This window comes from Streptomyces sp. CBMA156 (assembly GCF_014596515.1).
Taxonomy (GTDB): domain Bacteria; phylum Actinomycetota; class Actinomycetes; order Streptomycetales; family Streptomycetaceae; genus Kitasatospora.
Genome location: NZ_MSJQ01000143.1, coordinates 1 through 23,268, shown reverse-complemented (window position 1 = coordinate 23,268; position 23,268 = coordinate 1). Strand labels below are relative to the sequence as shown.

At 73.2% G+C, this 23,268-nt stretch carries 21 protein-coding genes and 1 pseudogene; 6 read left to right on the top strand and 16 right to left on the bottom strand.

Annotated features, from left to right (window positions below; translation table 11 throughout):
• Positions 1–162: 162 nt before the first annotated feature.
• Positions 163–726, top strand: coding sequence for a hypothetical protein (locus BU198_RS12150; protein ID WP_188296854.1), 564 nt, complete (start codon positions 163–165; stop codon positions 724–726).
• A gap of 386 nt (positions 727–1,112) precedes the next feature.
• On the opposite strand, the gene BU198_RS12145 is transcribed toward BU198_RS12150, so the two are convergent.
• The 4 genes from BU198_RS12145 to BU198_RS12130 form a co-directional block, all read right to left on the bottom strand.
• Entirely contained in the window at positions 1,113–2,240 is a 1,128-nt protein-coding gene (locus BU198_RS12145; protein WP_188296870.1) for a GuaB3 family IMP dehydrogenase-related protein, read from the bottom strand.
• Between the two features lie 235 nt (positions 2,241–2,475).
• Positions 2,476–3,978, bottom strand: a complete 1,503-nt coding sequence (gene guaB / locus BU198_RS12140; RefSeq protein WP_188296853.1) for an IMP dehydrogenase — start codon at positions 3,976–3,978, stop codon at positions 2,476–2,478.
• A gap of 277 nt (positions 3,979–4,255) precedes the next feature.
• Positions 4,256–4,972 (bottom strand): RNA polymerase sigma factor ShbA, encoded by a 717-nt coding sequence (gene shbA, locus BU198_RS12135; RefSeq protein WP_188296852.1) that lies wholly within the window; start codon positions 4,970–4,972, stop codon positions 4,256–4,258.
• 338 nt (positions 4,973–5,310) lie between these two features.
• Entirely contained in the window at positions 5,311–5,922 is a 612-nt protein-coding gene (locus BU198_RS12130; RefSeq protein ID WP_014136228.1) for a response regulator transcription factor, read from the bottom strand.
• 562 nt (positions 5,923–6,484) lie between these two features.
• On the opposite strand from BU198_RS12130, the gene BU198_RS12125 reads away from it, so the two are divergent.
• A complete protein-coding gene (locus BU198_RS12125; RefSeq protein WP_188296851.1) occupies positions 6,485–6,811 on the top strand; it encodes a WhiB family transcriptional regulator in 327 nt (108 codons plus the stop codon).
• Positions 6,812–6,910: 99 nt separating this feature from the next.
• Here BU198_RS12125 and BU198_RS12120 read toward each other — a convergent pair whose 3' ends face one another.
• The 3 genes from BU198_RS12120 to groES all read right to left on the bottom strand — a co-directional run bounded on the left by BU198_RS12120 (position 6,911) and on the right by groES (position 10,137).
• The gene (locus BU198_RS12120; protein WP_188296850.1) at positions 6,911–7,909 is read right to left on the bottom strand and encodes a LysR family transcriptional regulator; all 999 of its coding nucleotides are present in this window, start codon (positions 7,907–7,909) and stop codon (positions 6,911–6,913) included.
• Positions 7,910–8,070: 161 nt separating this feature from the next.
• Positions 8,071–9,696 carry a chaperonin GroEL gene (gene groL, locus BU198_RS12115; protein WP_188296849.1) on the bottom strand — a complete coding sequence of 542 codons (1,626 nt, stop codon included), beginning with the start codon at positions 9,694–9,696 and terminating at the stop codon, positions 8,071–8,073.
• A gap of 135 nt (positions 9,697–9,831) precedes the next feature.
• A complete protein-coding gene (groES, locus tag BU198_RS12110) occupies positions 9,832–10,137 on the bottom strand; it encodes a co-chaperone GroES (RefSeq protein WP_014136232.1) in 306 nt (101 codons plus the stop codon).
• Between the two features lie 249 nt (positions 10,138–10,386).
• Here groES and BU198_RS12105 point away from each other — a divergent pair, with 249 nt between their 5' ends.
• Positions 10,387–11,637 (top strand): class I SAM-dependent methyltransferase, encoded by a 1,251-nt coding sequence (locus BU198_RS12105; protein ID WP_188296848.1) that lies wholly within the window; start codon positions 10,387–10,389, stop codon positions 11,635–11,637.
• 1 nt (position 11,638) lies between these two features.
• Here BU198_RS12105 and BU198_RS12100 read toward each other — a convergent pair whose 3' ends face one another.
• From BU198_RS12100 to BU198_RS12075, 6 genes and pseudogenes are all read right to left on the bottom strand, one after another.
• Entirely contained in the window at positions 11,639–12,229 is a 591-nt protein-coding gene (locus BU198_RS12100; protein ID WP_317620082.1) for a polysaccharide deacetylase family protein, read from the bottom strand.
• Between the two features lie 106 nt (positions 12,230–12,335).
• Positions 12,336–12,905: pseudogene (locus BU198_RS12095) on the bottom strand (MarR family winged helix-turn-helix transcriptional regulator); the annotation flags it as partial.
• Positions 12,906–13,086: 181 nt separating this feature from the next.
• The gene (hpaD, locus tag BU198_RS12090; protein WP_188296846.1) at positions 13,087–14,109 is read right to left on the bottom strand and encodes a 3,4-dihydroxyphenylacetate 2,3-dioxygenase; all 1,023 of its coding nucleotides are present in this window, start codon (positions 14,107–14,109) and stop codon (positions 13,087–13,089) included.
• A gap of 24 nt (positions 14,110–14,133) precedes the next feature.
• A complete protein-coding gene (hpaE, locus tag BU198_RS12085) occupies positions 14,134–15,657 on the bottom strand; it encodes a 5-carboxymethyl-2-hydroxymuconate semialdehyde dehydrogenase (RefSeq protein ID WP_188296845.1) in 1,524 nt (507 codons plus the stop codon).
• A gap of 26 nt (positions 15,658–15,683) precedes the next feature.
• Positions 15,684–16,604, bottom strand: coding sequence for a 4-hydroxy-tetrahydrodipicolinate synthase (gene dapA, locus BU198_RS12080; RefSeq protein WP_188296844.1), 921 nt, complete (start codon positions 16,602–16,604; stop codon positions 15,684–15,686).
• Positions 16,605–16,648: 44 nt separating this feature from the next.
• Entirely contained in the window at positions 16,649–18,118 is a 1,470-nt protein-coding gene (locus tag BU198_RS12075) for a fumarylacetoacetate hydrolase family protein (protein ID WP_188296843.1), read from the bottom strand.
• A 189-nt stretch (positions 18,119–18,307) separates the two neighbouring features.
• Between BU198_RS12075 and BU198_RS12070 the strand changes: the two genes are divergently transcribed.
• Both BU198_RS12070 and BU198_RS12065 read left to right on the top strand, forming a co-directional pair.
• Positions 18,308–19,063, top strand: a complete 756-nt coding sequence (locus BU198_RS12070; protein ID WP_188296842.1) for an alpha/beta fold hydrolase — start codon at positions 18,308–18,310, stop codon at positions 19,061–19,063.
• A 77-nt stretch (positions 19,064–19,140) separates the two neighbouring features.
• Complete coding sequence (locus BU198_RS12065) at positions 19,141–19,905, top strand: GntR family transcriptional regulator (RefSeq protein WP_188296841.1); 765 nt, start codon at positions 19,141–19,143, stop codon at positions 19,903–19,905.
• A gap of 63 nt (positions 19,906–19,968) precedes the next feature.
• Here the strand turns inward: BU198_RS12065 and BU198_RS12060 are convergent, their stop codons facing one another.
• Both BU198_RS12060 and BU198_RS12055 read right to left on the bottom strand, forming a co-directional pair.
• A complete protein-coding gene (locus BU198_RS12060; protein WP_317620081.1) occupies positions 19,969–20,712 on the bottom strand; it encodes a glucose 1-dehydrogenase in 744 nt (247 codons plus the stop codon).
• Positions 20,709–21,710: a methyltransferase gene (locus BU198_RS12055; protein ID WP_188296840.1), complete on the bottom strand. Its 1,002-nt coding sequence runs from the start codon at positions 21,708–21,710 to the stop codon at positions 20,709–20,711. The genes BU198_RS12060 and BU198_RS12055 overlap by 4 nt, the downstream gene beginning before the upstream one ends.
• Before the next feature lie 94 nt (positions 21,711–21,804).
• Here BU198_RS12055 and BU198_RS12050 point away from each other — a divergent pair, with 94 nt between their 5' ends.
• The gene (locus BU198_RS12050) at positions 21,805–22,857 is read left to right on the top strand and encodes an aldo/keto reductase (RefSeq protein WP_317620080.1); all 1,053 of its coding nucleotides are present in this window, start codon (positions 21,805–21,807) and stop codon (positions 22,855–22,857) included.
• A gap of 74 nt (positions 22,858–22,931) precedes the next feature.
• On the opposite strand, the gene BU198_RS12045 is transcribed toward BU198_RS12050, so the two are convergent.
• Positions 22,932–23,268, bottom strand: a 337-nt coding sequence (locus BU198_RS12045) for an amidohydrolase family protein (protein WP_188296838.1), incomplete at its 5' end; no start/stop codon positions are given.

Sequence of the window (23,268 nt, the reverse complement as noted above, 5' to 3'; positions counted from 1 at the left end):
GTCCCGAGGGTCCGCGACCACCCGGCCCCCGCCCCAACCTGGGACGAACCGGAACGGGTACGGCGCTCCGTGCCCGTTCTGTGATCGAAAACTCGCCAAGATCTGTCCGGGCCACTGCTACCGTTCGGCAGCTCATCGTCTTTCCGGGGGGATTCGACGCCCATGACCGCACCCGCCCCGGGCGCTGACGGCCCATCGACCAGGCCGCACACCGCCCGGCACTTCTCGGTCGCACCACCCCCGGTCTTCCCCGAAAGCTACGTCGCCCCCGGCATGCCAGGCGCCCCGGTCCCCGGCTTCGAACCCGCGGAGCCCACCCCCCGGACCACCCCCCGCCGCCGCACCGCCCTGGCCGTGGCCCTCGCCCTCCTCGCCATGCTGCTCGGCGGCCTGGCCTACGGAAGCGCCCCCCTGCGCGCCGCCGACAGCCTCGGCTGGCTGGCCATCGCCCCCGCCGGCCTGGTCGCCCTCCCCCTGGGCCTCCTCGGCGGCCAGAGCCGCTTACTCCCCCCACTCGGCGCCCTCCTCGCAGCCGGCTCCCTCCTCCTCGGCCAGCTGACCGAACACCTCCGCCTGGTCCACGCCGACGGCCCCGGCCCCCGCGGCCTCCTCCACGACACCCTCACCACCTGGCGCACCGACCTCCGCCCCCTCGACGCCGCCTTCTACACCATCGCCCTCATCGGCGGCTTCCTCCTCACCCGCCGCACCGCCAACCGAAGTTGACCCCCCACAGCCCCCCAGCCCCCAGCGCCTTCCCCCTCCCCCAGCCCACCCACATGTCCCCACCCACCCGCCCACCTGTCCCCACCCACCCACCCACCCACCTGTCCCCCCACCCGCCCGCCCCTCCCTCCCCGGCGAGAGGGACGCGCTGCGGGCGGGGGCGGCGCAGGGGGTGGCCCGGAGAGGGGCGTGACGGGTGATTTTCAGACTGCCACCGCCGTCGGGCACCGCACCCACGAGCAGGGCAGTCCGAAAATCACCCAGCCCCCGGAGCGGCCACCCCCGGAGCCGCCCCCGCCACCCCACCCTCCCGAAAGCCCCCCACAAACCACAGAAACCCCGAAGGCCCCCACCGTTCCCGGCAGGGGCCCTCACCAACACTCACCTCAGCGGTGATCAAGCGCCGGGTTCACCGTCACCTCGACCCGCTGGAACTCCTTGAGCTCCGTGTACCCCGTGGTGGCCATCGCCCGCCGAAGCGCCCCGAACAGGTTCATCGTCCCGTCCGGCGTGTACGAGGGCCCGGTCAGGATCTCCTCGGTGGTGCCGACCGTCCCGAGGTCCACCCGCTTGCCCCGCGGCAGCTCCTCGTGGACGGCTTCCATCCCCCAGTGGAACCCCTTGCCCGGCGCATCCGTCGCCCGGGCCAGCGCGGCACCGATCATCACCGCGTCCGCCCCACAGGCGACCGCCTTCGGGATGTCGCCGCTGTAGCCGACCCCACCGTCCGCGATCACGTGCACGTAGCGCCCACCGGACTCGTCCATGTAGTCGCGACGGGCGGCCGCCACGTCGGCCACGGCCGTGGCCATCGGCACCTGGATGCCCAGCACGTTGCGGGTGGTGTGGGCCGCGCCCCCACCGAACCCGACCAGCACCCCGGCGGCGCCGGTCCGCATCAGGTGCAGCGCCGCGGTGTACGTGGCACAGCCGCCGACGATCACCGGAACGTCCAGCTCGTAGATGAACTGCTTGAGGTTGAGCGGCTCGGCGGCACTGGAGACGTGCTCGGCCGAGACGGTGGTGCCACGGATGACGAAGACGTCGACACCGGCGTCCACCACGGCCTTGGAGAACTCGGCGGTGCGCTGCGGCGAGAGCGCGGCGGCGGTGACCACACCGGAGTCGCGGACCTCCTGGATCCGCTGCTTGATCAGCTCGGCGCGGATCGGCGCGGCGTAGATCTCCTGGAGCCGGCGGGTCGCGGTGGACGGGTCGGTGATCGCGGCGATCTCGTCCAGCAGCGGCTGCGGGTCCTCGTAGCGGGTCCACAGGCCTTCGAGGTTCAGCACGCCCAGACCGCCGAGGCGGCCGATCTCGATGGCCTGCTCCGGCGAGACCACGCTGTCCATGGGGGCCGCCAGGAACGGCAGCTCGAAGCGGTAGGCGTCGATCTGCCAGGCGATCGAGACCTCCTTCGGGTCCCGGGTACGACGGCTGGGGACGACGGCGATGTCGTCGAAGGCGTACGCCCGGCGGCCGCGCTTGCCACGCCCGATCTCGATCTCGGTCACTTCGAGCCCTTCTGCTGTGTTGCTCATGCCCGCCGGGTCACCCCGGCCGCACCCCAGTATCCCGTACTGCCGCTGGTCCCGCCCCGACGGCCCGTACCCGGCCCCGCCGGCCGGCCCGGCCCCACCGGACGGCCCGTACCCGCGGAGGGTCCGGACACGCGGAGGGTCCGGACACGCGGAGGGTCCGGACACGCGAGGAGGGCCCGCGTCGGCGGGCCCTCCGGCGTTCAGCGGATCAGCGGGTCGAGTAGTTCGGCGCCTCGACGGTCATCTGGATGTCGTGCGGGTGGCTCTCCTTGAGCCCCGCCGAGGTGATCCGGACGAAGCGGCCCTTGCTCTCCATCTCGGCGACGGTGGCGGCGCCGACGTAGCCCATGGTCTGGCGCAGGCCGCCGACCAGCTGGTGCAGCACGGCCGACAGCGGGCCGCGGTAGGGCACCTGGCCCTCGATGCCCTCGGGGACGAGCTTGTCGTCCGAGGCCACCTCGGCCTGGAAGTAGCGGTCCTTGGAGTACGAGCGGCCCTGGCCGCGGGACTGCATGGCGCCCAGCGAGCCCATGCCGCGGTAGGACTTGAACTGCTTGCCGTTGATGAACATCAGCTCACCCGGCGACTCCTCGCAGCCGGCCAGCAGCGAGCCGAGCATCACGGTGTCGGCACCGGCGGCCAGCGCCTTGCCGATGTCGCCCGAGTACTGGAGGCCACCGTCGCCGATGACCGGCACGCCGGCCGCCTGGCAGGCCACCGCGGCCTCGTAGATGGCGGTGATCTGCGGCACGCCGATGCCGGCGACCACGCGGGTGGTGCAGATGGAGCCGGGGCCGACGCCGACCTTGACGCCGTCCACGCCGGCGTCGATCAGCGCCTGGGCGCCGTCACGGGTGGCGACGTTGCCGCCGACCACGTCGACCTTGACGGCCGACCTGATCTTCGCGATCCAGGCCAGCGCGTTGTGGCTGTGGCCGTGCGAGGTGTCCACCACCAGGAAGTCCGCACCGGCCTCGACCAGGGCCTGGGCCCGGTCGAACGCCTCGGCGCTGGCACCGACGGCGGCGCCGACCAGCAGCCGGCCCTCGGAGTCCTTGGCGGCGTTCGGGTACTGCTCGGCCTTGACGAAGTCCTTGACGGTGATCAGGCCCTTGATCCGGCCCTCGTCGTCGACCAGCGGCAGCTTCTCGATCTTGTGGCGGCGCAGCAGGGCCATCGCGTCCACGCCGGAGATGCCGACCCTGCCGGTGATCAGCGGCATCGGGGTCATGATCTCGCGGACCTGGCGGCTGCGGTCCGACTCGAAGGCCATGTCGCGGTTGGTGACGATGCCGAGCAGCTTGCCCGCCTCGTCGGCGATCGGCACGCCGGAGATGCGGAACTTGGCGCACAGCGCGTCGGCCTCGGCCAGGGTGGTCTCCGGGCCGACCGTGATCGGGTCGGTGACCATGCCGGACTCGGAGCGCTTCACCAGGTCGACCTGGTTGGCCTGGTCCTCGACCGACAGGTTGCGGTGCAGCACGCCGACGCCGCCCTGGCGCGCCATCGCGATGGCCATTCGCGACTCGGTGACCTTGTCCATCGCCGCGGAGAGCAGCGGGATGTTGACGCGCACGTTCCGGGAGACCCGCGAGGACGTGTCCACCTGGTTCGGCAGCACCTCGGAGGCCCCGGGCAGCAGCAGGACGTCGTCGTACGTGAGCCCGAGCATGGCGAACTTCTCGGGTACGCCTGCGGCGTTGTAAGACATTTGGGGGGTACCTTCCGTGGCCGGCCTAATCCGCTCACGCCCTGAGGGTGGGGGCGCATTCATCGCTCACTCGCGCAGACCGCCGAAGCCGGGTGCAATGGGAGGATCCTCCAAGGGGACCCCGCGCGCACCCGTGAAACTTTGGTGACCCGCCCAGGCGCCGATACCCCATGGTACTGGCACCGCGAATGTGTCCTCGTGTGCCCTTGACAACAACCCCACCCCGTGGATCATTCCTCCACAATCGGCGGGAAACGGCACGGATCAGGAGGACTCGTCAGGAGGACTCCTCCGCGAGCGCCCGCAGCCGGCTGAGCGCCCGGTGCTGGGCCACCCGGACGGCACCCGGTGACATCCCGAGCACCTCGCCGGTCTCCTCCGCCGACAGCCCCGCGGCCACCCGCAGCAACACCAGCTCGCGCTGACGGGCCGGCAGGTTGGAGAGCAGCTCCTTCGCCCAGGCCGCGTCGCTGCTCAGCAGCGCCTGCTCCTCGGGGCCGAGCGCCTCGTCCGGCACCTCGGGCAGGTCGTCCTGGGGCACGACGGTCGAACCGGGCCCGCGCATCGCGGCCCGCTGGAGGTCGGCGATCTTGTGCGCGGCGATCCCGTACACGAAGGCCTCGAACGGACGCCCCTGGTCCTTGTACCTGGGCAGCGCGCAGAGCACCGCGACGCAGACCTCCTGGGCGACGTCGTCGACGTGGTGCCTGGCACCGCCGGGCAGCCGGACCAGCCTGGCGCGGCAGTACCGCTGTGCCAGCGGGTGGACGTAGGCCAGCAGCGCGTCGATCGCCGGGCCCTCGCCGCGCACCGCGGCCGCGACCAGCTCGCCCACCAGCGGCGAGCCGCCCGTGCCGAGCACCGGCGGGCGGCCCGGCCCCGCCTGGCCGGCGGAGTCGCCGGGTTCCGCGTACGACGGATCGTGGCCCGGGCCGGAGGGCTCGGCCTCCACCGGGTCCGCCTGGCCGGGCGCACCGGCGACGTCGTCGCGCATCGGTCCATGGTGCCTGGTCGAGCGGGAAAACGCGGCACCGCGTCCGGAGTTGTGCACCGGAACGTTATGCGCTGCGGCACCGTGCGACGTACCGCGCACCACCGGCCCCTCCTGCACCGTGCCGCCTCCCGCCCCGTCGCCGTCGGTGGTGGTCCCGTCCGTCGCGCCGTCCGCCGAGTGTCCTGCGGCTGCGTGGTCCGCCGCAGTGCCTGTCCGCTGGTCCCCGAGGTGCTCCACTCCTCCATGGTGCAACCTCGGGACCGTAACGTCACACGCCCGTGCGGCAGCCGCTCCGGGAACCGCCGGCGGCACGCCGCACCCGGCGGCGCCGCCGGTGGTCAGCGGACCAGGCCCCAGCGGAAACCCAGCGCCACCGCGTGCGCCCGGTCGGAGGCACCGAGCTTCTTGAACAGCCGCCGGGCGTGGGTCTTGACGGTGTCCTCGGAGAGGAACAGCTCGCGACCGATCTCGGCGTTGCTGCGACCGTGGCTCATGCCCTCCAGCACCTGGATCTCACGCGCCGTCAGCGTCGGCGCCGCACCCATGTCGGGGCTGCGCAGCCGGCGCGGGGCGAGCCGCCAGGTCGGGTCGGCGAGGGCCTGGGTGACGGTGGCCCGCAGCTCGGCGCGCGAGGCGTCCTTGTGCAGGTACCCGCGGGCACCCGCGGCCACCGCGAGCGCGACACCGTCGAGGTCCTCGGCGACGGTGAGCATGATGATCCGCGCGCCCGGGTCGGCGGACAGCAGCCGCCGGACCGTCTCGACCCCGCCGAGGCCGGGCATCCGGACGTCCATCAGAACGAGATCGGAGCGGTCTGCCACCCAACGGCGGAGGACCTCCTCCCCGTTCGTCGCGGTGGTGACCCGGTCCACACCGGGTACGGTCGCGACCGCGCGGCGAAGCGCCTCGCGGGCAAGCGGGGAATCGTCGCAAACGAGAACGGAAGTCATGACCGTCGTCCTCCGCAGCTGATCCGCGTCACGTTGAGCCTCCTGGCTGGTACGAACCTCTCCGACACGGCCGATCGGCGACAGACTCCGTGCTGATCGCCCCAACCTGCCCGCGATCTTTCCCGACGTCCGGCGCCCGCTAACCGCCTCCGCACTTCCAACGACCGTCACTCGAATGAGTTACGGCCTTCGGGGCCATCTCCACCACTGTACGTGGCCAACCCATTACCGATCAGCCGCATCGCGGTGCACACGCCGCACTTTTCCGCAGCTCGCGCGCGGTGGGCGCACGACCCGCACACCGATTCGCCGCGTCGCGCGCCCGGCGGCCACCCGATTGCCACGCCCGCGCCCGGCGGAGCCCTTGCCCACTATGCCCGTTTTTATAGCTTTCGTATGGTCATTGACTGTTGTGCCAGTGTGTGGGTGACTTGTCCATGGAGTTGCCTTAAGTCATATTTCCAGGTGTCCACACCAGTGCATCGAAGCCCCGCCGCACCGCTCGGCAGCAGCCCCGCCGAACGCCCGGCGGACGGCCGACAGCCTCTGAAGGGAATGAGCCATGGCAGATTTCTCCCGCCTTCCCGGTCCCAACGCGGACCTCTGGGACTGGCAGCTCTCCGCAGCCTGCCGTGGCGTGGACAGCTCGCTCTTCTTCCACCCCGAGGGCGAGCGCGGGGCCGCGCGCAGTTCGCGCGAGGCCAGCGCCAAGGAGGTCTGCATGCGCTGCCCGGTGATCGCCGAGTGCGCGGCGCACGCGCTGGCGGTCCGGGAGCCGTACGGCGTCTGGGGCGGGATGACCGAGGACGAGCGCGAGGAGATGCTGGGGCGCTCGCGGCACCGCCTGGTCGAGGTCCCGCTGGCCCCGCCCGCGGTGGCCCAGCACTAGCCCTGCCTTCCGATGCGCCGTGAGGAAACGTTTTTTCGCGGCGCTTCAGCCTGCCCGCTCACGGCGAGTTCCGGACCACCGCGCCCTGGTCACCCACCGTCAGCGGTCGGCGGCCGCCCCAGCCAGCCGCTCCAGCATCAGCGCCACGGCCGGCACCTCGGCCAGGTCCGGCAGGGTCAGCGCGACCACCTGGCGCACCGCGGACGCTCCGGAGGCCGTCCGCACCGGCACCGTCGACACGCCGTCAGGGCGCACCGAGCGGAGCGCCAGCCCGGGCAGCACCGCCACCCCCAGCCCGGCCGCCACCAGGCCGACCACCGCCGGGTAGTCGTCCGTCGCGAAGTCGATCCGGGGCTCGAAGCCCGCCCCGGCGCACAGCTCCACCAGGTGCCCCCGGCACTGCGGGCAGCCGGCGATCCACTGCTCCTGCGCCAGCTCGGCCAGCTCCACCGCCCCGCCCCGCCCGGCCAGCGGGTGGCCGGCGGGCAGCAGGCCCACCAGCGGGTCGTCCAGCAGCGGGGTGACCACCAGGTCGGACCAGTCGGTCCCGGCGGTCAGCTGCTGCGCCTCCAGGTTGGCCTCGGCCCTGGCCTCGCGCGGCGTGCCGTGGGCGGGCGCGGGCAGCGCGGCGCCGCCGTCGGCCCTGGGGTAGCGGAAGGCCAGCGCGATCTCGCACTCGCCGCCGCGCAGCATCGCCAGCGACTCCGGCGGCTCCGCCTCGACCAGCGACACGCACACCCCCGGATGGCCGTCCCGCAGCCGGGCGACCGCGGGCGGCACCAGGGTGGAGCTGGCGGTCGGGAAGGAGACCAGCCGTACCCGTCCGGCCCGCAGCCCGGCGATCGCGGCCACCTCCTCCTCCGCGGCGGAGAGCCCGGCCAGGATCCCGGTGGCATGCTTGAGCAGGACCCGGCCCGCCTCGCTGAGCTGCATCCCGCGGCCCGAACGGACCACCAGCGGGGTGTCCACCGACTTCTCCAGGGCCTTCATCTGCTGGCTGATGGCGGGCTGGGTACACCCCAGCTCACGGGCGGCGGCGGAGAAGGAGCCGGTGCGGGCGACGGCACGCAGGACGCGCAGATGGCGGGCCTCGATCATGCCTCAGTTATAAGGCAATCTTTGCATTCTGCAAAATTCTACTGATAGCTGACCGTCGGCACACCGCCCGGGCCGAAGGGCCGGGGCGGCGTGACAACGGCCGGAGGCCCGGCCCGCCTCCCGAGGGGAGCGGACCGGGCCTCCGGTCAGGCGGTGGGGCCTCAGTGCGAGTGGCCGTGCGAGTGGCCGTGGCCGCTGTCGGCCTCCTCTTCCTTCTTCTCCACCACGAGGGTCTCGGTGGTGAGGAGCAGGGAGGCGATCGAGGCGGCGTTCTCCAGGGCGGAACGGGTGACCTTGACCGGGTCGATGACGCCGGCCTTCACCAGGTCGCCGTACTCGCCGGTGGCGGCGTTGTAGCCCTGGCCGATCTCCAGCTCGGAGACCTTGGAGGTGATGACGTAGCCCTCCAGGCCGGCGTTCTGGGCGATCCAGCGCAGCGGCTCGTGCAGCGCCTTGCGGACCACGGCGACACCGGTGGCCTCGTCACCCGACAGGCCCAGGCCGTCCTCCAGCACCTTGGCGGCGTGCACCAGGGAGGCGCCACCACCGGCGACGATGCCCTCCTCGACCGCGGCGCGGGTCGCCGAGATGGCGTCCTCCAGGCGGTGCTTGCGCTCCTTCAGCTCCACCTCGGTGGCGGCGCCGACCTTGATGACGCAGACGCCGCCGGCCAGCTTGGCCAGGCGCTCCTGCAGCTTCTCGCGGTCCCAGTCGGAGTCGGTGGCGGCGATCTCACCCTTGATCTGGGCGACGCGGCCGGCCACGGCCTCGGCGTCACCGGCACCGTCGACGACGGTGGTCTCGTCCTTGGTGATGGTCACGCGGCGGGCGGTGCCCAGCACGTCCAGGCCGACCTGGTCGAGCTTGAGGCCGACCTCCTCGGAGATGACCGTGCCGCCGGTCAGGGTGGCCAGGTCGCCGAGGATCGCCTTGCGGCGGTCGCCGAAGCCCGGGGCCTTGACGGCGACGGCGTTGAAGGTGCCGCGGATCTTGTTCACGACCAGGGTCGACAGCGCCTCGCCGTCGACGTCCTCGGCGATGATCAGCAGCGGCTTGGAGGCACCGCCCTGGAGGATCTTCTCCAGCAGCGGCAGCAGCTCCTGGATGGAGGAGATCTTGCCCTGGTTGATCAGGATGTACGGGTCCTCCAGGACCGCCTCCTGCCGCTCCGCGTCGGTGACGAAGTACGGCGACAGGTAGCCCTTGTCGAACTGCATGCCCTCGGTGAAGTCCAGCTCCACGCCGAAGGTGTTCGACTCCTCGACGGTGATGACACCGTCCTTGCCGACCTTGTCGATCGCCTCGGCGATCAGCTCGCCGACCTGGGTGTCCTGCGCGGAGAGGGAGGCGACGGCGGCGACGTCGTCCTTGCCCTCGATCTCGCGGGCGACGGACAGCAGGTGCTCGGAGACCGCGGCGACGGCCTTGTCGATGCCCTTCTTCAGGGCGGCCGGGCCGGCACCGGCGGCGACGTTGCGCAGACCCTCGTTGACCAGGGCCTGGGCCAGCACGGTGGCGGTGGTGGTGCCGTCGCCCGCGACGTCGTTGGTCTTGGTGGCGACCTCCTTGACGAGCTGCGCGCCAAGGTTCTCGTACGGGTCGTCCAGCTCGACCTCGCGGGCGATGGTGACACCGTCGTTGGTGATGGTCGGGGCGCCGAACTTCTTGTCGATGACGACGTTGCGGCCCTTGGGGCCGATGGTCACCTTGACGGTGTCGGCCAGCTTGTTGACACCGCGCTCCAGCGAGCGGCGGGCGTCCTCGTCGAACTGCAGGATCTTCGCCATGTTCCCTATTCCCTCGGGGCTGCGGCCGGCCCACCGGCCGCCGAACTACGTGAACCAACAACCACGCCCCGGGCCCCTGTCACTTGGGACACGGATCCGGGGCGGGTCGGAACGACTTACTTCTCGATGCTGCGTTTACTTCTCGATGATGGCGAGAACGTCACGAGCCGAGAGGACGAGGTACTCCTCGCCCTGGTACTTCACCTCGGTGCCGCCGTACTTCGAGTACAGGACGATGTCACCGACGGCGACGTCGAGCGGCAGACGCTGGCCGTCCTCGAAGCGGCCCGGTCCGACGGCCAGGACGACGCCCTCCTGGGGCTTCTCCTTGGCGGTGTCCGGGATAACCAGGCCGGAGGCCGTGGTGGTCTCGGCGTCGAGCGGCTGGACCACAATGCGGTCCTCGAGCGGCTTGATGGCAACCTTGCTGCTGGTGGTCACGTCCGAGCTCCCCTTCGGAGATTACGGGGTTTTCTAACGGGTAGGGCGATCCTGCGGGCCTGCCGTCGCGGGGGTCAGACACACGTCGTCGCATTAGCACTCTCCCGGTGGGGAGTGCCAAGGACGACCATAGGGCCGGGTTAGCACTCAGTCAACCAGAGTGCCAACGGCGCGCCCTGAGATCCCTGGTTCCGGGATGAGTAGTCGTACTCATGTGCGACCGATGCCGGCCCGGACAGACTCCCCGTCATGACGCCGATCCCGGCCCGCGCGGCCGCGGTAGCACCGGTCGCCGATGCTCCGGCCGACCGCCCGACCCGCGAGAATGGCCCCGTGGACACCGAGAACCTCCAGCCCCTGCTGACGCCCGAGGGCCAGGCCCTGCTCGCCGAGCTGCGCGAGTTCACCCCCGAGGAGGAGCTGGCGCTGGCGACCCGGTTGCGCCGGGAGCACCCGGCGGAGCTGGTGTCCGCGGCGTTCGGCCAGGCGCGGCTGCGGCAGCGGGCCCGGGCGAAGTTCGGGGCGGACGCCGACCTGATGTACTTCACCCCCAACGGGGTCGAGCAGTCCACCAGGCGCGGCGTGGCCGAGTGGCGGGCGCAGCGGTTCGCCGCGCTGGGCGTACGGCGGCTGGCGGACCTGTGCTGCGGCATCGGCGGGGACGTGCTGGCGCTGGCCCGGGCGGGCATCGAGGTGCTGGCCGTCGACAAGGACCCGGCGGCCTGCGCTGCCACCGCGGCCAACGCCGCCGCGCTGGGGCTGGCCGAGCTGGTGGAGGTGCGCTGCGCGGACGTCGCCGAGGTGGACGTCACCGGCTACGACGCGGTGTTCACCGACCCGGCCAGGCGCACCTCGCGCGGCCGGGTGTTCGACCCGGAGGCGTACGCCCCACCGCTCTCCTGGGCGATCGAGGCCGCCCGGCGGACCCCGGTCGGCGCCCTGAAGGTCGCCCCCGGCATCCCGCACGAGGCCGTGCCGCAGGACGCCGAGGCCGAGTGGGTCTCCGACCACGGCGACGTCAAGGAGGCGGTGCTCTGGTTCGGCACCCGGGCCGCACACCCGCACCGCGCCACCCTGCTGCCGCAGGGCGCCGGCCTGACCGGGGGCGACCTGCCCGACCCGCCGGCCGGCCCGGTCGGGCGCTACCTGTACGAGCCGGACGGCGCGGTGATCCGGGCCCACCTGGTGGCCGAGGTGGCCGGGCAGGTCGGCGGCCGGCTGATCGACCCGAAGATCGCCTACCTGACCTCGGACGAGCTGGTCGCCACCCCGTACGCGCACGCCTTCGAGCTGACCGACGTGCTCCCGTTCGGCATCAAGAAGCTGAAGGCGCTGCTGCGCGAGCGGGCGGTCGGCACCGTGGTGATCAAGAAGCGCGGGATGGCGATCACCCCGGAGGAGCTGCGCCGCCAGCTCAAGCCCTCCGGACCGAACACCGTCACGGTGATCCTCAGCCGGACCGACCGCGGCCCGCTGATGATGCTGGGGCAGCCGGTCTGAGCTACGACGCGGGCGCCTGGATGTAGTCCTCCAGCCGGGCCACCGCGAAGCCCTGCTCCTGGATCCGGGCCAGCAGGTCGCCGAACATCTGGGTCATCGTGGCGCCCTTGAGCTCCTTGGGGCCGCGGAAGTGCGCCAGGATGATGTCGCCGGACTTCAGCTTCTTGTCCCCCGACTGGTACTGCATGTCGTGGATCTGCATCGACTCGCGCCACAGCACCATCGCGCGCGGGCCGCACTGCTGGACCGAGGTGTTGAGCGTCGGGGTGTTGGCGCCGTCGCCGAAGGGCGGCCGGAACAGCAGCGGGGCGGTGCCGTACTGCTGGGTGAGCGCGGACTGCGCGTCGCAGATCTCGGACTTCTGCTTCTCCGCCGGGATCTTGCTCATCACCGGGTGGTCCACGGTGTGGTTCTGGACGTGGTTGCCCAGCGCCTGGAGCGGCTTGAAGTAGCCGTAGTCGTTCTTGACGATGTCCCGGGTCAGGAACATCGAGATCGGCACCTTGAGGTCGGTCAGCATCTCGACGAACTTCGGGTCCTTCTCGGCACCGTCGTCGATGGTGATGAAGACGACCTTGTCGTTCGTCTTCACCTCGCTGAACACCGGTACCGGGCCGGTCCGTTCGAGCTTGACGGGCTTGTCGGCGGGCGGCGCGGGAGCGGGGGCGAGCGGGGTGAGGTTCCACTTGGCCCAGGCCGCCGCGCCGGCGCCGGCCGCCGGGGCGCGGCGGCGGGGGAGCGTCCTGCGCCAGCTCCGCCCTGCGGGCCTCGCCGTCGCGCTCCAGGGTGCCGACGATCCGGCGCAGCATCCCGGCCAGCTGCTCGCACTCCTCGTCGGACAGCGCGCCGGAGACGAAGGCCTCCTCCTGGTTGAAGCGGGGGAAGAGCTCCGCCATCAGCTCCTCGCCCGCCGGGCTCAGCCGCAGCAGCACCAGCCGCCCGTCCGAGGGGTGCCCGGAGCGCTCCACCAGACCGCGGGACTCCAGCGTCCTGGCCACCCCGGTGAGCGTGCCCTTGGAGATGCCAGCCTCCTCGGCGACGTGACGGGTCTCCAGCTCGCCCCAGATCCACACCACCCAGAGCACCACGAACGAGGTCCAGCTGAGCTGCGCGCTGCGCAGCACCGAGTTCTCCAGGTGCTGGCGCACCGAGGCCGCGGCCCGGTGGATGTTGGCCACCGCGGCCATCCGGGCGCGCAGCAGCGGCACTTGGCCCAGTCTCGCCAGCACGGCGCGTTCGGTCTCCTCGACGGTATGCCTGCCGGTCACCGGTTGTCCCTTCCCCGTTGCGGCGGGCGGGCCCGCCGTGCGCCGTCGTCGGCTGTCGTGGGCCGAATCTAGCGTGCCGACCAGGCCATTTGCATCCGTACGATCTTGGGCGGGGGAGGGACCGAGGGGCGGCGGGGCCGTCCCGGGAGCGGCCCGGGGCGGATCCGCCGCCCGTCGGGGCTCAGCCCTCGCGGGCCGCCGGGACGATGCCCAGCCCGTCCGCGCCGACCTTCACGGCCGACTCGTCCAGCGCCGCCGACACCACCGGCTGCGGCCTGCCGTCCAGGTCCAGCACCGGCACCGCCTCCTTGTACCAGGACTCGATCACGGCGTTGCCCCAGAAGTCCCGCCGGCGGTCGTCGTTGACGTTCCAGCGGTACGTCTCGTGGTCCGGGTCGCCGGTGTAGTAGTCGGAGGTGTAGATCTCCACCCGGTGCCCGTCGGGGTCGCGCAGGTAGAGGTAGAAGGCGTTGGAGACGCCGTGGCGCCCGGGGCCGCGCTCGATGTGGTGCTCGGCGCGCAGCGAGCCGAAGATGTCCGCGGTGCGCAGCACCTGGTGCGCCTCGGGGGCGAACACCCCGACGTGGTGCAGCCGCGGTCCGGCGCCGCTGGTGAAGGCGACGTCGTGCACGGTCTGCTTGCGGTACATCCAGGCGGCGTACATCTCGTGCTCGTCGCCCTCGATGGTCTCCGAGCAGCCGAAGCCCAGCGAGCGGTAGTGCTCGTAGGCGGCCGGGATGTCCGGCACCACGATGTTGAAGTGGTCCAGGCGGGCCACCTCGGCGCCCCGGCGCAGGTCGTAGCGCTGGATCAGCCGCTCGGCCCGGTCGATCGCGTGGAAGAACTCGACCGGGAAGCCGAGCGGGTCCACGACCCGCACCGCGTCCCCGACGCCCAGGGTGCCCGCGCCGGCCGGCACCCGGCGCACCGGGCAGCCCAGGGCGGCGAAGAACTCCTCGGCGCGGTCCAGGTCCCGGGGGGTGCGGACCCGGTAGGCGAGGTGGTCCAGCGCGGGGGCGTCGCCGGTGCGCAGCACCAGGCTGTGGTGGGTGAGCTCGTCGGTGCCGCGCAGGTGGAGCGTGGCGGCGTCCTCGTGCTGGACGTGGAAGCCGAGCATGTCGACCCAGAACCAGCGGGCCCGGGCCAGGTCGGTGACCACGAGCTGGGCGTAGGCGGACCGTACGACGTCCGGCGGTGTGAGCATGTCCGTGACCTCCTTCGTGCGGGTTCAGTGCTGCCCGTCGGCGCCGAAGCGAGGGGTGTGGACCTCGCCGAGCATCACATGAACGATCTTGGACTCGGTGTAGAAGTCGATGCTGTGGGCACCGCCCTCGCGGCCGAGACCGCTGGCCTTCACACCGCCGAACGGCGTGCGCAGGTCGCGGACGTTGTGGGAGTTGATCCAGACCATGCCGGACTCCACCGCGTGGGCGACCCGGTGACCCCGCCTGAGGTCGGACGTCCACACGTAGGCGGCCAGACCGTACTCGGTGGCGTTGGCCAGGTCAACGGCCTCGTGCTCGTCGTCGAAGGGGGCCACCGCGACCACCGGGCCGAAGATCTCCTCCTGGAAGATCCGGGCGTCCCTGGGCACGTCGGCGAAGACGGTCGGCTGGAGGTAGTTGCCCTCGGGCAGGTGGGCGGGGCGGGTGCCGCCGGCCACCAGCCGGGCCTCGGCGCGCCCGGCCTCCACATAGTCCAGCACCCGCCGGTAGTGCGCCGGGTGGACCAGCGCGCCCACCTCGGTGGCCGGGTCGCCCGGCAGCCCCACCCGGACCCGCTCGGCGCGCTCGGCCAGGCGGCGGGTGAACTCCTCGTACAGCGGGCGCTCGACCAGCACCCGGGAGCCGGCCGTGCAGCGCTCGCCGTTCAGCGAGAAGACCCCGAAGACCACCGAGTCCAGCGCGGCCTCCACGTCGGCGTCGGCGAAGACCACCACCGGGGACTTGCCGCCCAGCTCCATGGAGACCGTCTTGAGCCGGTCCGCGGAGCAGCGCACGATGTGCCGGCCGGTGGCGGTGGAGCCGGTGAAGGACAGGATCGGCACGTCCGGGTGGTCGACCAGGGCCTGCCCGGCCTCGGTGCCGATGCCGTGGACGATGTTGACGACGCCGGCCGGCAGGCCCGCCTCGGCGAGGATGTCCGGCCACAGCGAGGCCGACAGCGGGGTCCACTCGGCGGGCTTGAGGACCAGGGTGCAGCCGGAGGCGATGGCGGGGGCCAGCTTCCAGCTCTCCAGCATGAACGGGGTGTTCCACGGGGTGATCAGCCCGGCGACGCCCACCGGGGTGCGCACCACGTAGTTCAGCTGCTGGGTGCCGACCCGGAAGGACTCCTCGCCGAGCGCGACGATCACGTCGGCGAAGTAGCGGAAGTTCTCGGCCGCGCGCCGGGCCTGGCCGCGGGCCTGGGTGATCGGCAGCCCGGTGTCGAAGGACTCGAAGGCCGCGAGCTGCTCCTCGCGGGCCTCCACCGCGTCGGCGATCCGGTTGAGCACGGTGGCCCGTTCGCGGTTGCCGAGCGCGGACCAGGCGGGGAAGGCGGCCCGCGCGGCGGCCACGGCGCGGTCCACGTCGGCGGCGCCGCCCGCGGCGGCGGTGGCGTAGACGGTGTTGGAGACCGGGTCGGCGACCTCGAAGGTGCGGCCGTCGGCGGAGGCGGCGGTGCGCCCGCCGATCCAGTGGTCGATCCGGTCCGGCAGCGCGGCCGGGCGGGCGGGGGAGGCGGCGGGGGCCTCGGCGGTGGTGGTCATCTCGTCTCCTGTGCTGCGGTGGGGGGTCACGGCTGCCGGGTGAGGTCGCCGCCCTGCGCGAGCAGGGCGCGGATCCGGGTGAGGCCGGCCTCGGTGGGGGAGGACAGCGGCGGGCGGACGCGGGCGGAGGCGATCCGGCCCTGCTCGGCGAGCACCCACTTGGCGGGGGCCGGGTTGGTCTCGACGAAGAGCAGGTCCACCAGCGGGTGCAGCCGGTAGTGCAGCTCCCGGGCGCCGGCGTGGTCGCCCTGCTCCCACAGCTCGTACATCCGGGCCACCGCGGCGGGCGCCAGGTTGGCGACCGCGCTGATGAAGCCGGCCCCGCCGAGCGCCAGCAGCGGCAGGCACAGCAGCTCGATGCCGGACCAGACGAGCAGGTCGGGGCCGCAGGCGTGGATCACCCGGGAGAAGTGCTCGAAGTCCTTGGTGGTCTCCTTGACGCCGACGACGTTGTCGAAGTCGGTGAACAGCCGGCGCACCGTCTCCGGGTCGATGTCCACGGCGGTGCGCGAGGGCACGTTGTAGACCACCAGCGGCAGGTCGGGGAACTCCCGGGCCACCGTGGCGTACCAGTCGTAGAGGCCCTCCTGGGTGGGGCGGGCGTAGTAGGGCGTGATCACCAGGGCCGCGTCGGCGCCCAGTTCGGCCGCCGCGGCGGTCAGTTCGAGGGTCTCGTCGAGCTTGGCGGAGCCGGTGCCGGGCAGGAACGGGACCCGGTCGCCGACCTCCTCGGCGACGGTGCGCATCGCGGCGATCCGCTCGGCGGTGCTCTGGGCGCTCGGCTCGCCGGTGGAGCCGCCCAGCGAGATGCCGTGCGAGCCGGAGTCGAGCTGCCAGCGCACCAGGGAGCGCAGCGAGTCGTGGTCGACCGCGCCGTCCTCGGTGAAGGGGGTGACCACGGGGGCCAGGGAGCCGCGGATCGCGGCCGGGTCGCTTCGGAACTTCATCGGTTCTCCGTCGGGGTGGGGCGGGACGGGGGAGCGGGGGTGGTTCAGGAGTCCTGGCGCTGTTCCTCGTAGCGGGCGCGCCAGTGCGGGGCCATCGGGTAGAGGCCGTCGACCGAGGCGCCGGCGTCGACCTGGCGGAGGACGAAGCGCTCCTCGTCCTCCTGCGCGGCGGCGTCGCGGGCGACCTCGGCGGCCAGGGCGGGCGGGATCACCACCACGCCCTCGGCGTCGCCGACCAGCACGTCGCCCGGGCACACCAGGACGCCTCCGCAGGCGACCGGCAGCTGGGAGTCCACCGGCACGTGGCGGCGGCCGAGCACCGCCGCGTGCGGCACCCCGTAGTAGGAGGGCAGGTCCAGGCCGGCGAAGGAGGGGCTGTCGCGCAGCCCGCCGTCGGTGATCACGCCGGCCGCGCCGCGGCGCAGCGCGCGCAGCGCCAGGATGTCGCCGAGGGTGCCGGCGCCGTGGTCGCCGCGGGCCTCGATCACCAGCACCTCGCCGGGCTGGAGCTCCTCGACGGTCCGCTTCTGGGCGTTCATCCCGCCGCCGACGGCGGCGAACACGTCCTCGCGCAGCGGCAGGTAGCGCAGCGTGCGGGCGGTGCCGACCATCCGCAGGTCGGGGCGGGCCGGGCGGACGCCCTCGACGAAGTGGTGGTCGATGCCGCGCTTGCGCAGCTGGGCGGAGAGGGTGGCGGTGGAGACGGTGCGCAGCAGCTCGGCGGTCCGCGCGTCCAGCCCGGGGACCGGCACGGGCTCCCCGGCGGCGTCCTCCGAGGCCTCCCCGGCGGCGTCCCCGGCGGCCGGGGCCGGGCGGGCGGAGCCGTGGGCGGCGCGGCGGACCTCCTCGGTGACGCGCGGCAGCACGCCGTACTCGGTGACGCCCGGCTCCTCGGCGACGACCTCGTTGCGCAGCCGTCCGCCGTCCGCCAGTTCGACCTCGACCACGTCGCCGGGGCGCACCACGGTGGAGCCGGCCGGGGTGCCCACCAGCAGCAGGTCGCCGGGCTCCAGGGTGGTGGAGCGCGAGACGTCGGCGATCAGCAGGTCGATCGGGAACAGCAGCTCCTCGGTGGAGGCGTCCTGGACCAGTTCGCCGTTGACCCAGGTGCGCAGCCGCAGCCGGGCGGGGTCCACGTCGGTGAGCAGGACCGGGCCGACCGGGGTGTAGCCGTCGCGGCCCTTGGCGCGCAGGTTGGAGCCGAGGTCGGCGTGCTTGAGGTCGTAGACGCCGAAGTCGTTGGCGGCGGCGTAGCCGGCCACGTGGGAGAGCGCCTCCTCGCGGCCGACCCGGTGCGCCCGGCGGCCGATGACGACGGCGATCTCGCCCTCGAAGGCGAGCAGTTCGCAGTTCGCGGGCCGGACCACCGGCCGGCCGTCCCAGGACAGCGAGGAGGGCGGCTTCAGGAAGTAGGAGGGGACCTCGGGGGTGCGGCCGCGTTCGGCGGCGCGGCTGCGGTAGTTGAGATGGACCGCGACGATCTTTCCCGGTGCGAGGCCGAGGGGGTGCGCCATGTTGCCCTCCATAATCGTATACGCAATCATGCACGATAGCGGAGCGAAGAAGAGCTGACCATGGTCTATCCGATACGACTTCGTACATGATCTGCTGGCGCAAGCACCCCTCGGCGGGAGTCCGGCGAGCAGGGGCGCGTGCCGTACTATCAAAAATCGTATGCGAAAACAGGGAGAGGTGTACCGGGCATGAGAGAGCTGACCGGCCTGGCCGTACGGATCGTCACGCCGTCCGACGTCGGCCGCCAGGCCGTGGACGGCGCGCCCGCGGTGCTGCTGCTGCACGGCTTCGCCTCGGACGGCGAGCGCGACTGGATCGCACCGGGCACCGCCGCCGAACTCGCCGCCGCCGGACGCACGGTGCTGGTGCCCGACCTGCCCGGCCACGGCGCCTCCCCGGCGCCCGAGGACCCGGCCGAGGCCGGCGCCACCGCACTGGTGACCAGGCTGCTGGCCGCGCTGGACGCCGCCGGGGTGGCCGGGTTCGACGTGGTCGGCTACTCCCTGGGCGCCCGGCTGGCCTGGGAGTTCCCGGCCGTGGCCGGCGAGCGGGTGGGCCGGGTGGTGCTCGGCGGGCTGAGCCCGGCCGACCCCTTCGCGGCGCTCGACACGCAGGCCCTGCACCGCGCGGTGGCCGACGGCACCGAGCCCGCCGACCCGCTCACCGCGATGGTCGCCGGCCTGGTCCGCACGCACGGCGAACGCGCCGCCGGACTCGCCCGTCTGGTCGAGGGCCTGGCCAGGACCCCCTTCGCGCCCGGGAGTTGGGCCCGCGCGGCGGCGCCCCTGGTGGTGGTCGGCGCGGACGACGCGATGACCCGGGGCATCGACGGTATCGTTGCTTCCCTTGACGGGGCGGAGCTGGTCACCGTTCCCGGAGACCACCTCGGCGCTCTGACGGGGACCGCCTTCCGTGACACCGTGCGGAAGGCGTTGGAACGTTGACAGCCCCGGGCGCGCGGGCCGCGCTGCGGCCCGCGACGGGGGCGGGCAGCGCGGCGAGGAGAAGTGAGGGAAGGGCGTTGGGTTCCGCGAAGGAACAGTCCGGGGCCGCCGGCTCCAAGACGGCGGCTCCGAAGCGGGCCGCCTCGAAAAAGACCGCATCCGAAGAGGCGGCTTCGAAACGGGCGGCCTCGAAGGCGGCCGGCTCGAAGGCCGAGCAGAGCTACGAGTTGCTCCGCGCGCGCATCCTCGACGGCACGTACGGCCCCGGCTACCGGCTGGTGATCAACCAGCTGGCGCAGGAGGCCGGGGTCAGCACCATCCCGCTGCGCGAGGCGCTGCGCCGCCTCCAGTCGGACGGCCTGGTCGAGGTGGTGCGCAACATCGGCGCCCGGGTGGCGGTCTTCGAGGCCGTGCAGGTCGAGCACTCCCTGCAGATCCTGGCGAGGCTGGAGGGGTACGCGACGGCCGTCAGCGCACCGCTGCTGACGGCGGACCAGATCGCGGCCTCGCGCGAGATCAACCAGCGGATGGTGGCCGCGCTGGAGGGGTTCGACCCGGCCGCGTTCACCGCGCTCAACCGCACCTTCCACTTCTCGATCTACCAGCACTGCCCGGACCCGCACCTGCGCTCCCTGCTGGAGGCGGAGTGGGCGCGGCTGGACCACATGCGCCGCTCCACCTTCACCTACGTGCCGGGCCGGGCGCGGCTCTCGGTGGTGGAGCACGAGAACATCCTCGACCTGATCGAGCAGGGCGCGGACGCGGCCGAGATCGAGCGGGTCGCCTGCGCCCACAAGACGGCCACCGCCGAGGCGCTGCACCAGGCCAAGTCCGGTAGCTGACAAGGCCGTCGCACGAGGAGGGGGCGGGGAGCCACCGGCTCCCCGCCCCCTGCGCCGTCCGGGTCAGACCAGCAGCTGGCCGCCGTCCACCTGGACCACCGCGCCGGTGATGTGCCGGGCCTGGTCGGAGGCGAGGAAGAGCACCAGCGGCGTCAGGTCGGCGGTCTCGGCGATCCGTCCCAGCGGGATGCGGGCCTCCCAGGCGGCGCGGGCCGCCGCGTCGTCCATCAGCGGGGCGGTCATCGGGGTGTGGACGGGGCCCGGGGCCACGCCGTTGACCCGGATGCCGTGGCCGGCCAGCTCCAGGGCCGCGGTGCGGGTCAGCGCGTCCACGGCGGCCTTGGTGGCCTCGTAGTGGCCGAGCCCCGGGGTGGGCTGGCGGGCCCCGATGGAGCTGATGTTGACGATGGCCCGGCCCCGGCCGGAGTCGGCCATCTGCCGTCCGACCACCTGGGTGACGTGGAAGGTGCCGCGCAGGTTGACCGAGAGCACCAGGTCGAAGACCTCCGCCGGCAGGTCGATCAGTGGCCCGCCGCCGCCCGCCAGCCCGGCGTTGTTGACCAGCACCTCGACCGGGCCGAAGCGGTCGGCGGCCTCGGCCACCGCCGCGACCACGGAGGCCCGGTCGGCGACGTCCATGGTGACGGCCAGCGCCGCCGCGCCGATGCCCGCCGCCACCCGCCGTGCCGCCGCCCCGTCCAGGTCGGCGACCACCACGCGGTCGCCGGCCGCGGCGAAGGCCTCGGCGACCGCGCGGCCGATCCCGCTGCCGGCCCCGGTGACCAGGACCACGCGCCCGGTGCTCACCGGGCCTCCGCGATGATGATCCGCGGGCTGCCGGGCAGCGCGCGGGTCTCCACCGGCTCCCAGCCGGCCTCGCGCAGCCAGCCGCGCACCTCGTCCTCGGGGTAGACCACGGTGCCGTCGATCACCAGGTACTCGCCGGCGTGCAGGGCGTCGATGGTGCGCTGGTGCTCGTCGGAGTCCAGGAAGAAGTCGAGCAGCACCAGGGTCGCGCCCTCGGCCGCCGCCTGGCGGGCCCGGCGGACGATGGCGCGGTTCTGCTCGGCGTCGAAGCGGTGCACCACGTGCTCCAGCAGCACCAGGTCGAAGCCGCCGGGCACCTCGCCCGCGGTCGCGTCGCCCTCGGCGATCTCCACCCGGTCCGCGACCCCGGCCGCCTCCAGGACGCCGCGGGCGTGCCCGACCAGCTCCCCGGCGGACAGGAAGGTGCCGGTGAGCCCGGGCGCCGAGGCCAGCGCCTCGGCCAGGAACGAGCCGGACAGCCCGCCGAGGTCCAGCACCCGCCGGTAGCGGGTGAAGTCGAAGTGCTCGGCCAGCTGCCGGGCGTGCAGCGCGTTGTAGGTCATCACGCCGGCCAGGAAGGCGGGCATCCGGTCGCCGGAGAGGTCGAGGGCGGCCGGTTCGGCGGTGCGGCTGGTCTCGCCGAAGCCCAGCCAGTGGCCGTAGCTGATCGAGTCGAGGAAGCCGAGGAAGGGGCGCAGGTCGACGCCGGTGCCGGTGCCGGCGAGGTAGGTGGCGGTCGCGGGGGAGTTGGCGTACCGTCCTTCGACCCGCTCCAGCAGGCCGAGGCCGGCCATCGCGTCGGCGAGGATGCGGCCGGTGCGCTCCGGCAGCCCGGTGCGGGCGGCGATGCCGGGAACGTCCAGCGGGCCGTCGGCCAGCGCGGCGAACAGGTCCGCGTCGGCGGCGGCGAACAGCTGCTTGGCGGCCATGTATCCGATGGCCGTCCCGATGATGGGGGTCGGGTCGGCCGCCGGCGGGGAGTCCGGGTGCAGGGACATCGCATGCCTCCTTGACGAAAAGAATATGCTGGATGCTATACGATTCGGGGGTCGGCGGCCAGGGCCGTACGGCATCCCATCCGAGGAGGTTGGCGTGGATTTCTCGCAGACGGTGTCCCCCGACGGTGCGGCGGCGGACGGCGGGGGAGCGGACGGCACGGCCCCCGGCACCGCGGCCGCGGTGCCGCGCCGCCGGCTCGGCGCCCGCGGCCCCGAGGTGCCCGTGCTCGGGCTCGGCTCCTGGAACACCTGGGACCGGATGACCACCGAGGAGGCCGCCGAGCTGGTGCACCGGGCGGTGGCGCACGGGGTCCACCTGTTCGACGTCGCGCACTACAACTTCGGCCCGCACGCCGAGAACGCCGTCACCGACATCCTGTTCGGCGAGGCGGTGCGCGGGGCGGGCCTGAAGCGCTCCGACTACCTGCTCTGCGGCAAGCTGTGGCTCTGGGACTACCCGGCCGCCTCCTTCGCCGGGCAGACCGACGTCTCGCTGGAACGGATCGGCACCGACCGGGCGGACCTCATGGTCGCCGGCGACTACGTCGGCGAGCTGGACGTGGCCGCCGTGGTCACCGACGTGGCCGAGCTGATCAGGGCGGGGCGCTTCGACGCCTGGGGCGTCAACAACTGGTCCGCGCGGGCCCTCGGCGAGGCCGTGCGCTTCGCCCGCGCCGAGGGCATGCCCGAACCCGTCTTCGCCCAGCTCAAGTACAGCCTGGCGCGCCGCTCGGTGCCCGAGGGCGAACCGTACGGCCGGCTGTTCGCCGACGGCCTCGGGCTACAGGCCTCGGACGTCTTCGAGGGCGGCATCCTGGCGGGCCGGCTGCACCCGCAGCGCAAGATCGGCGCCGACCCGGGCGGCATCCGGGAGGCGATCCGCGCCAGCCACCCCGAGGTGCTGCGGATCGCCCAGGGCTTCGGCGCCACCGCCGCCCAGCTCGCGGTGGCGTTCTGCCTCACCCACCCGGCCGCCGCCGGCGTGCTGTTCGGCGCCAGCAGCGCCGCCCAGTTCGAGAGCAACCTGGGAGCGCTGGACCTGCTGGCCCGGCACGGCGACGAACTGCGCGCCGCGGTGGAGCACCTGTGGCTGGACCGCGACGTGGTCGCCCCCGGCGCCTCCTGGGGCACCGACGTCCCCGCCTGACACGCCGAGGGCGCGCCCCGGACCCCGCACGCGGCGGGGCCCGGGGCGCGCCGCGTGCGGCGGCCGGCCCGGCGTCAGGCCTCGTGCACCACCGTCCCGTCGACCACCGTCATGACCACCGGCACCTCGGGCAGCGCCGCCGGCTCGACCCCGCGCAGGTCGGCGCCCAGCACGCACAGGTCGGCGACCTTGCCCGCCTCCAGGGTGCCCTTCCACGCCTCCGCCCCGTCCTGCCGGGCCGGGGCCGCCGTGCAGGCGTACAGCGCCTCGGCCAGCGCGATCCGCTGCCCGGGGCCGTGGACGGTGCCGTCCACCCCGGCCCTGGTGACGGCGGCGGCCACCGACGCCCGCCAGTCCGGCGCCAGCACCGGCGCGTCGCTGCTCAGGCACAGCCGCACCCCGGCGGCCAGC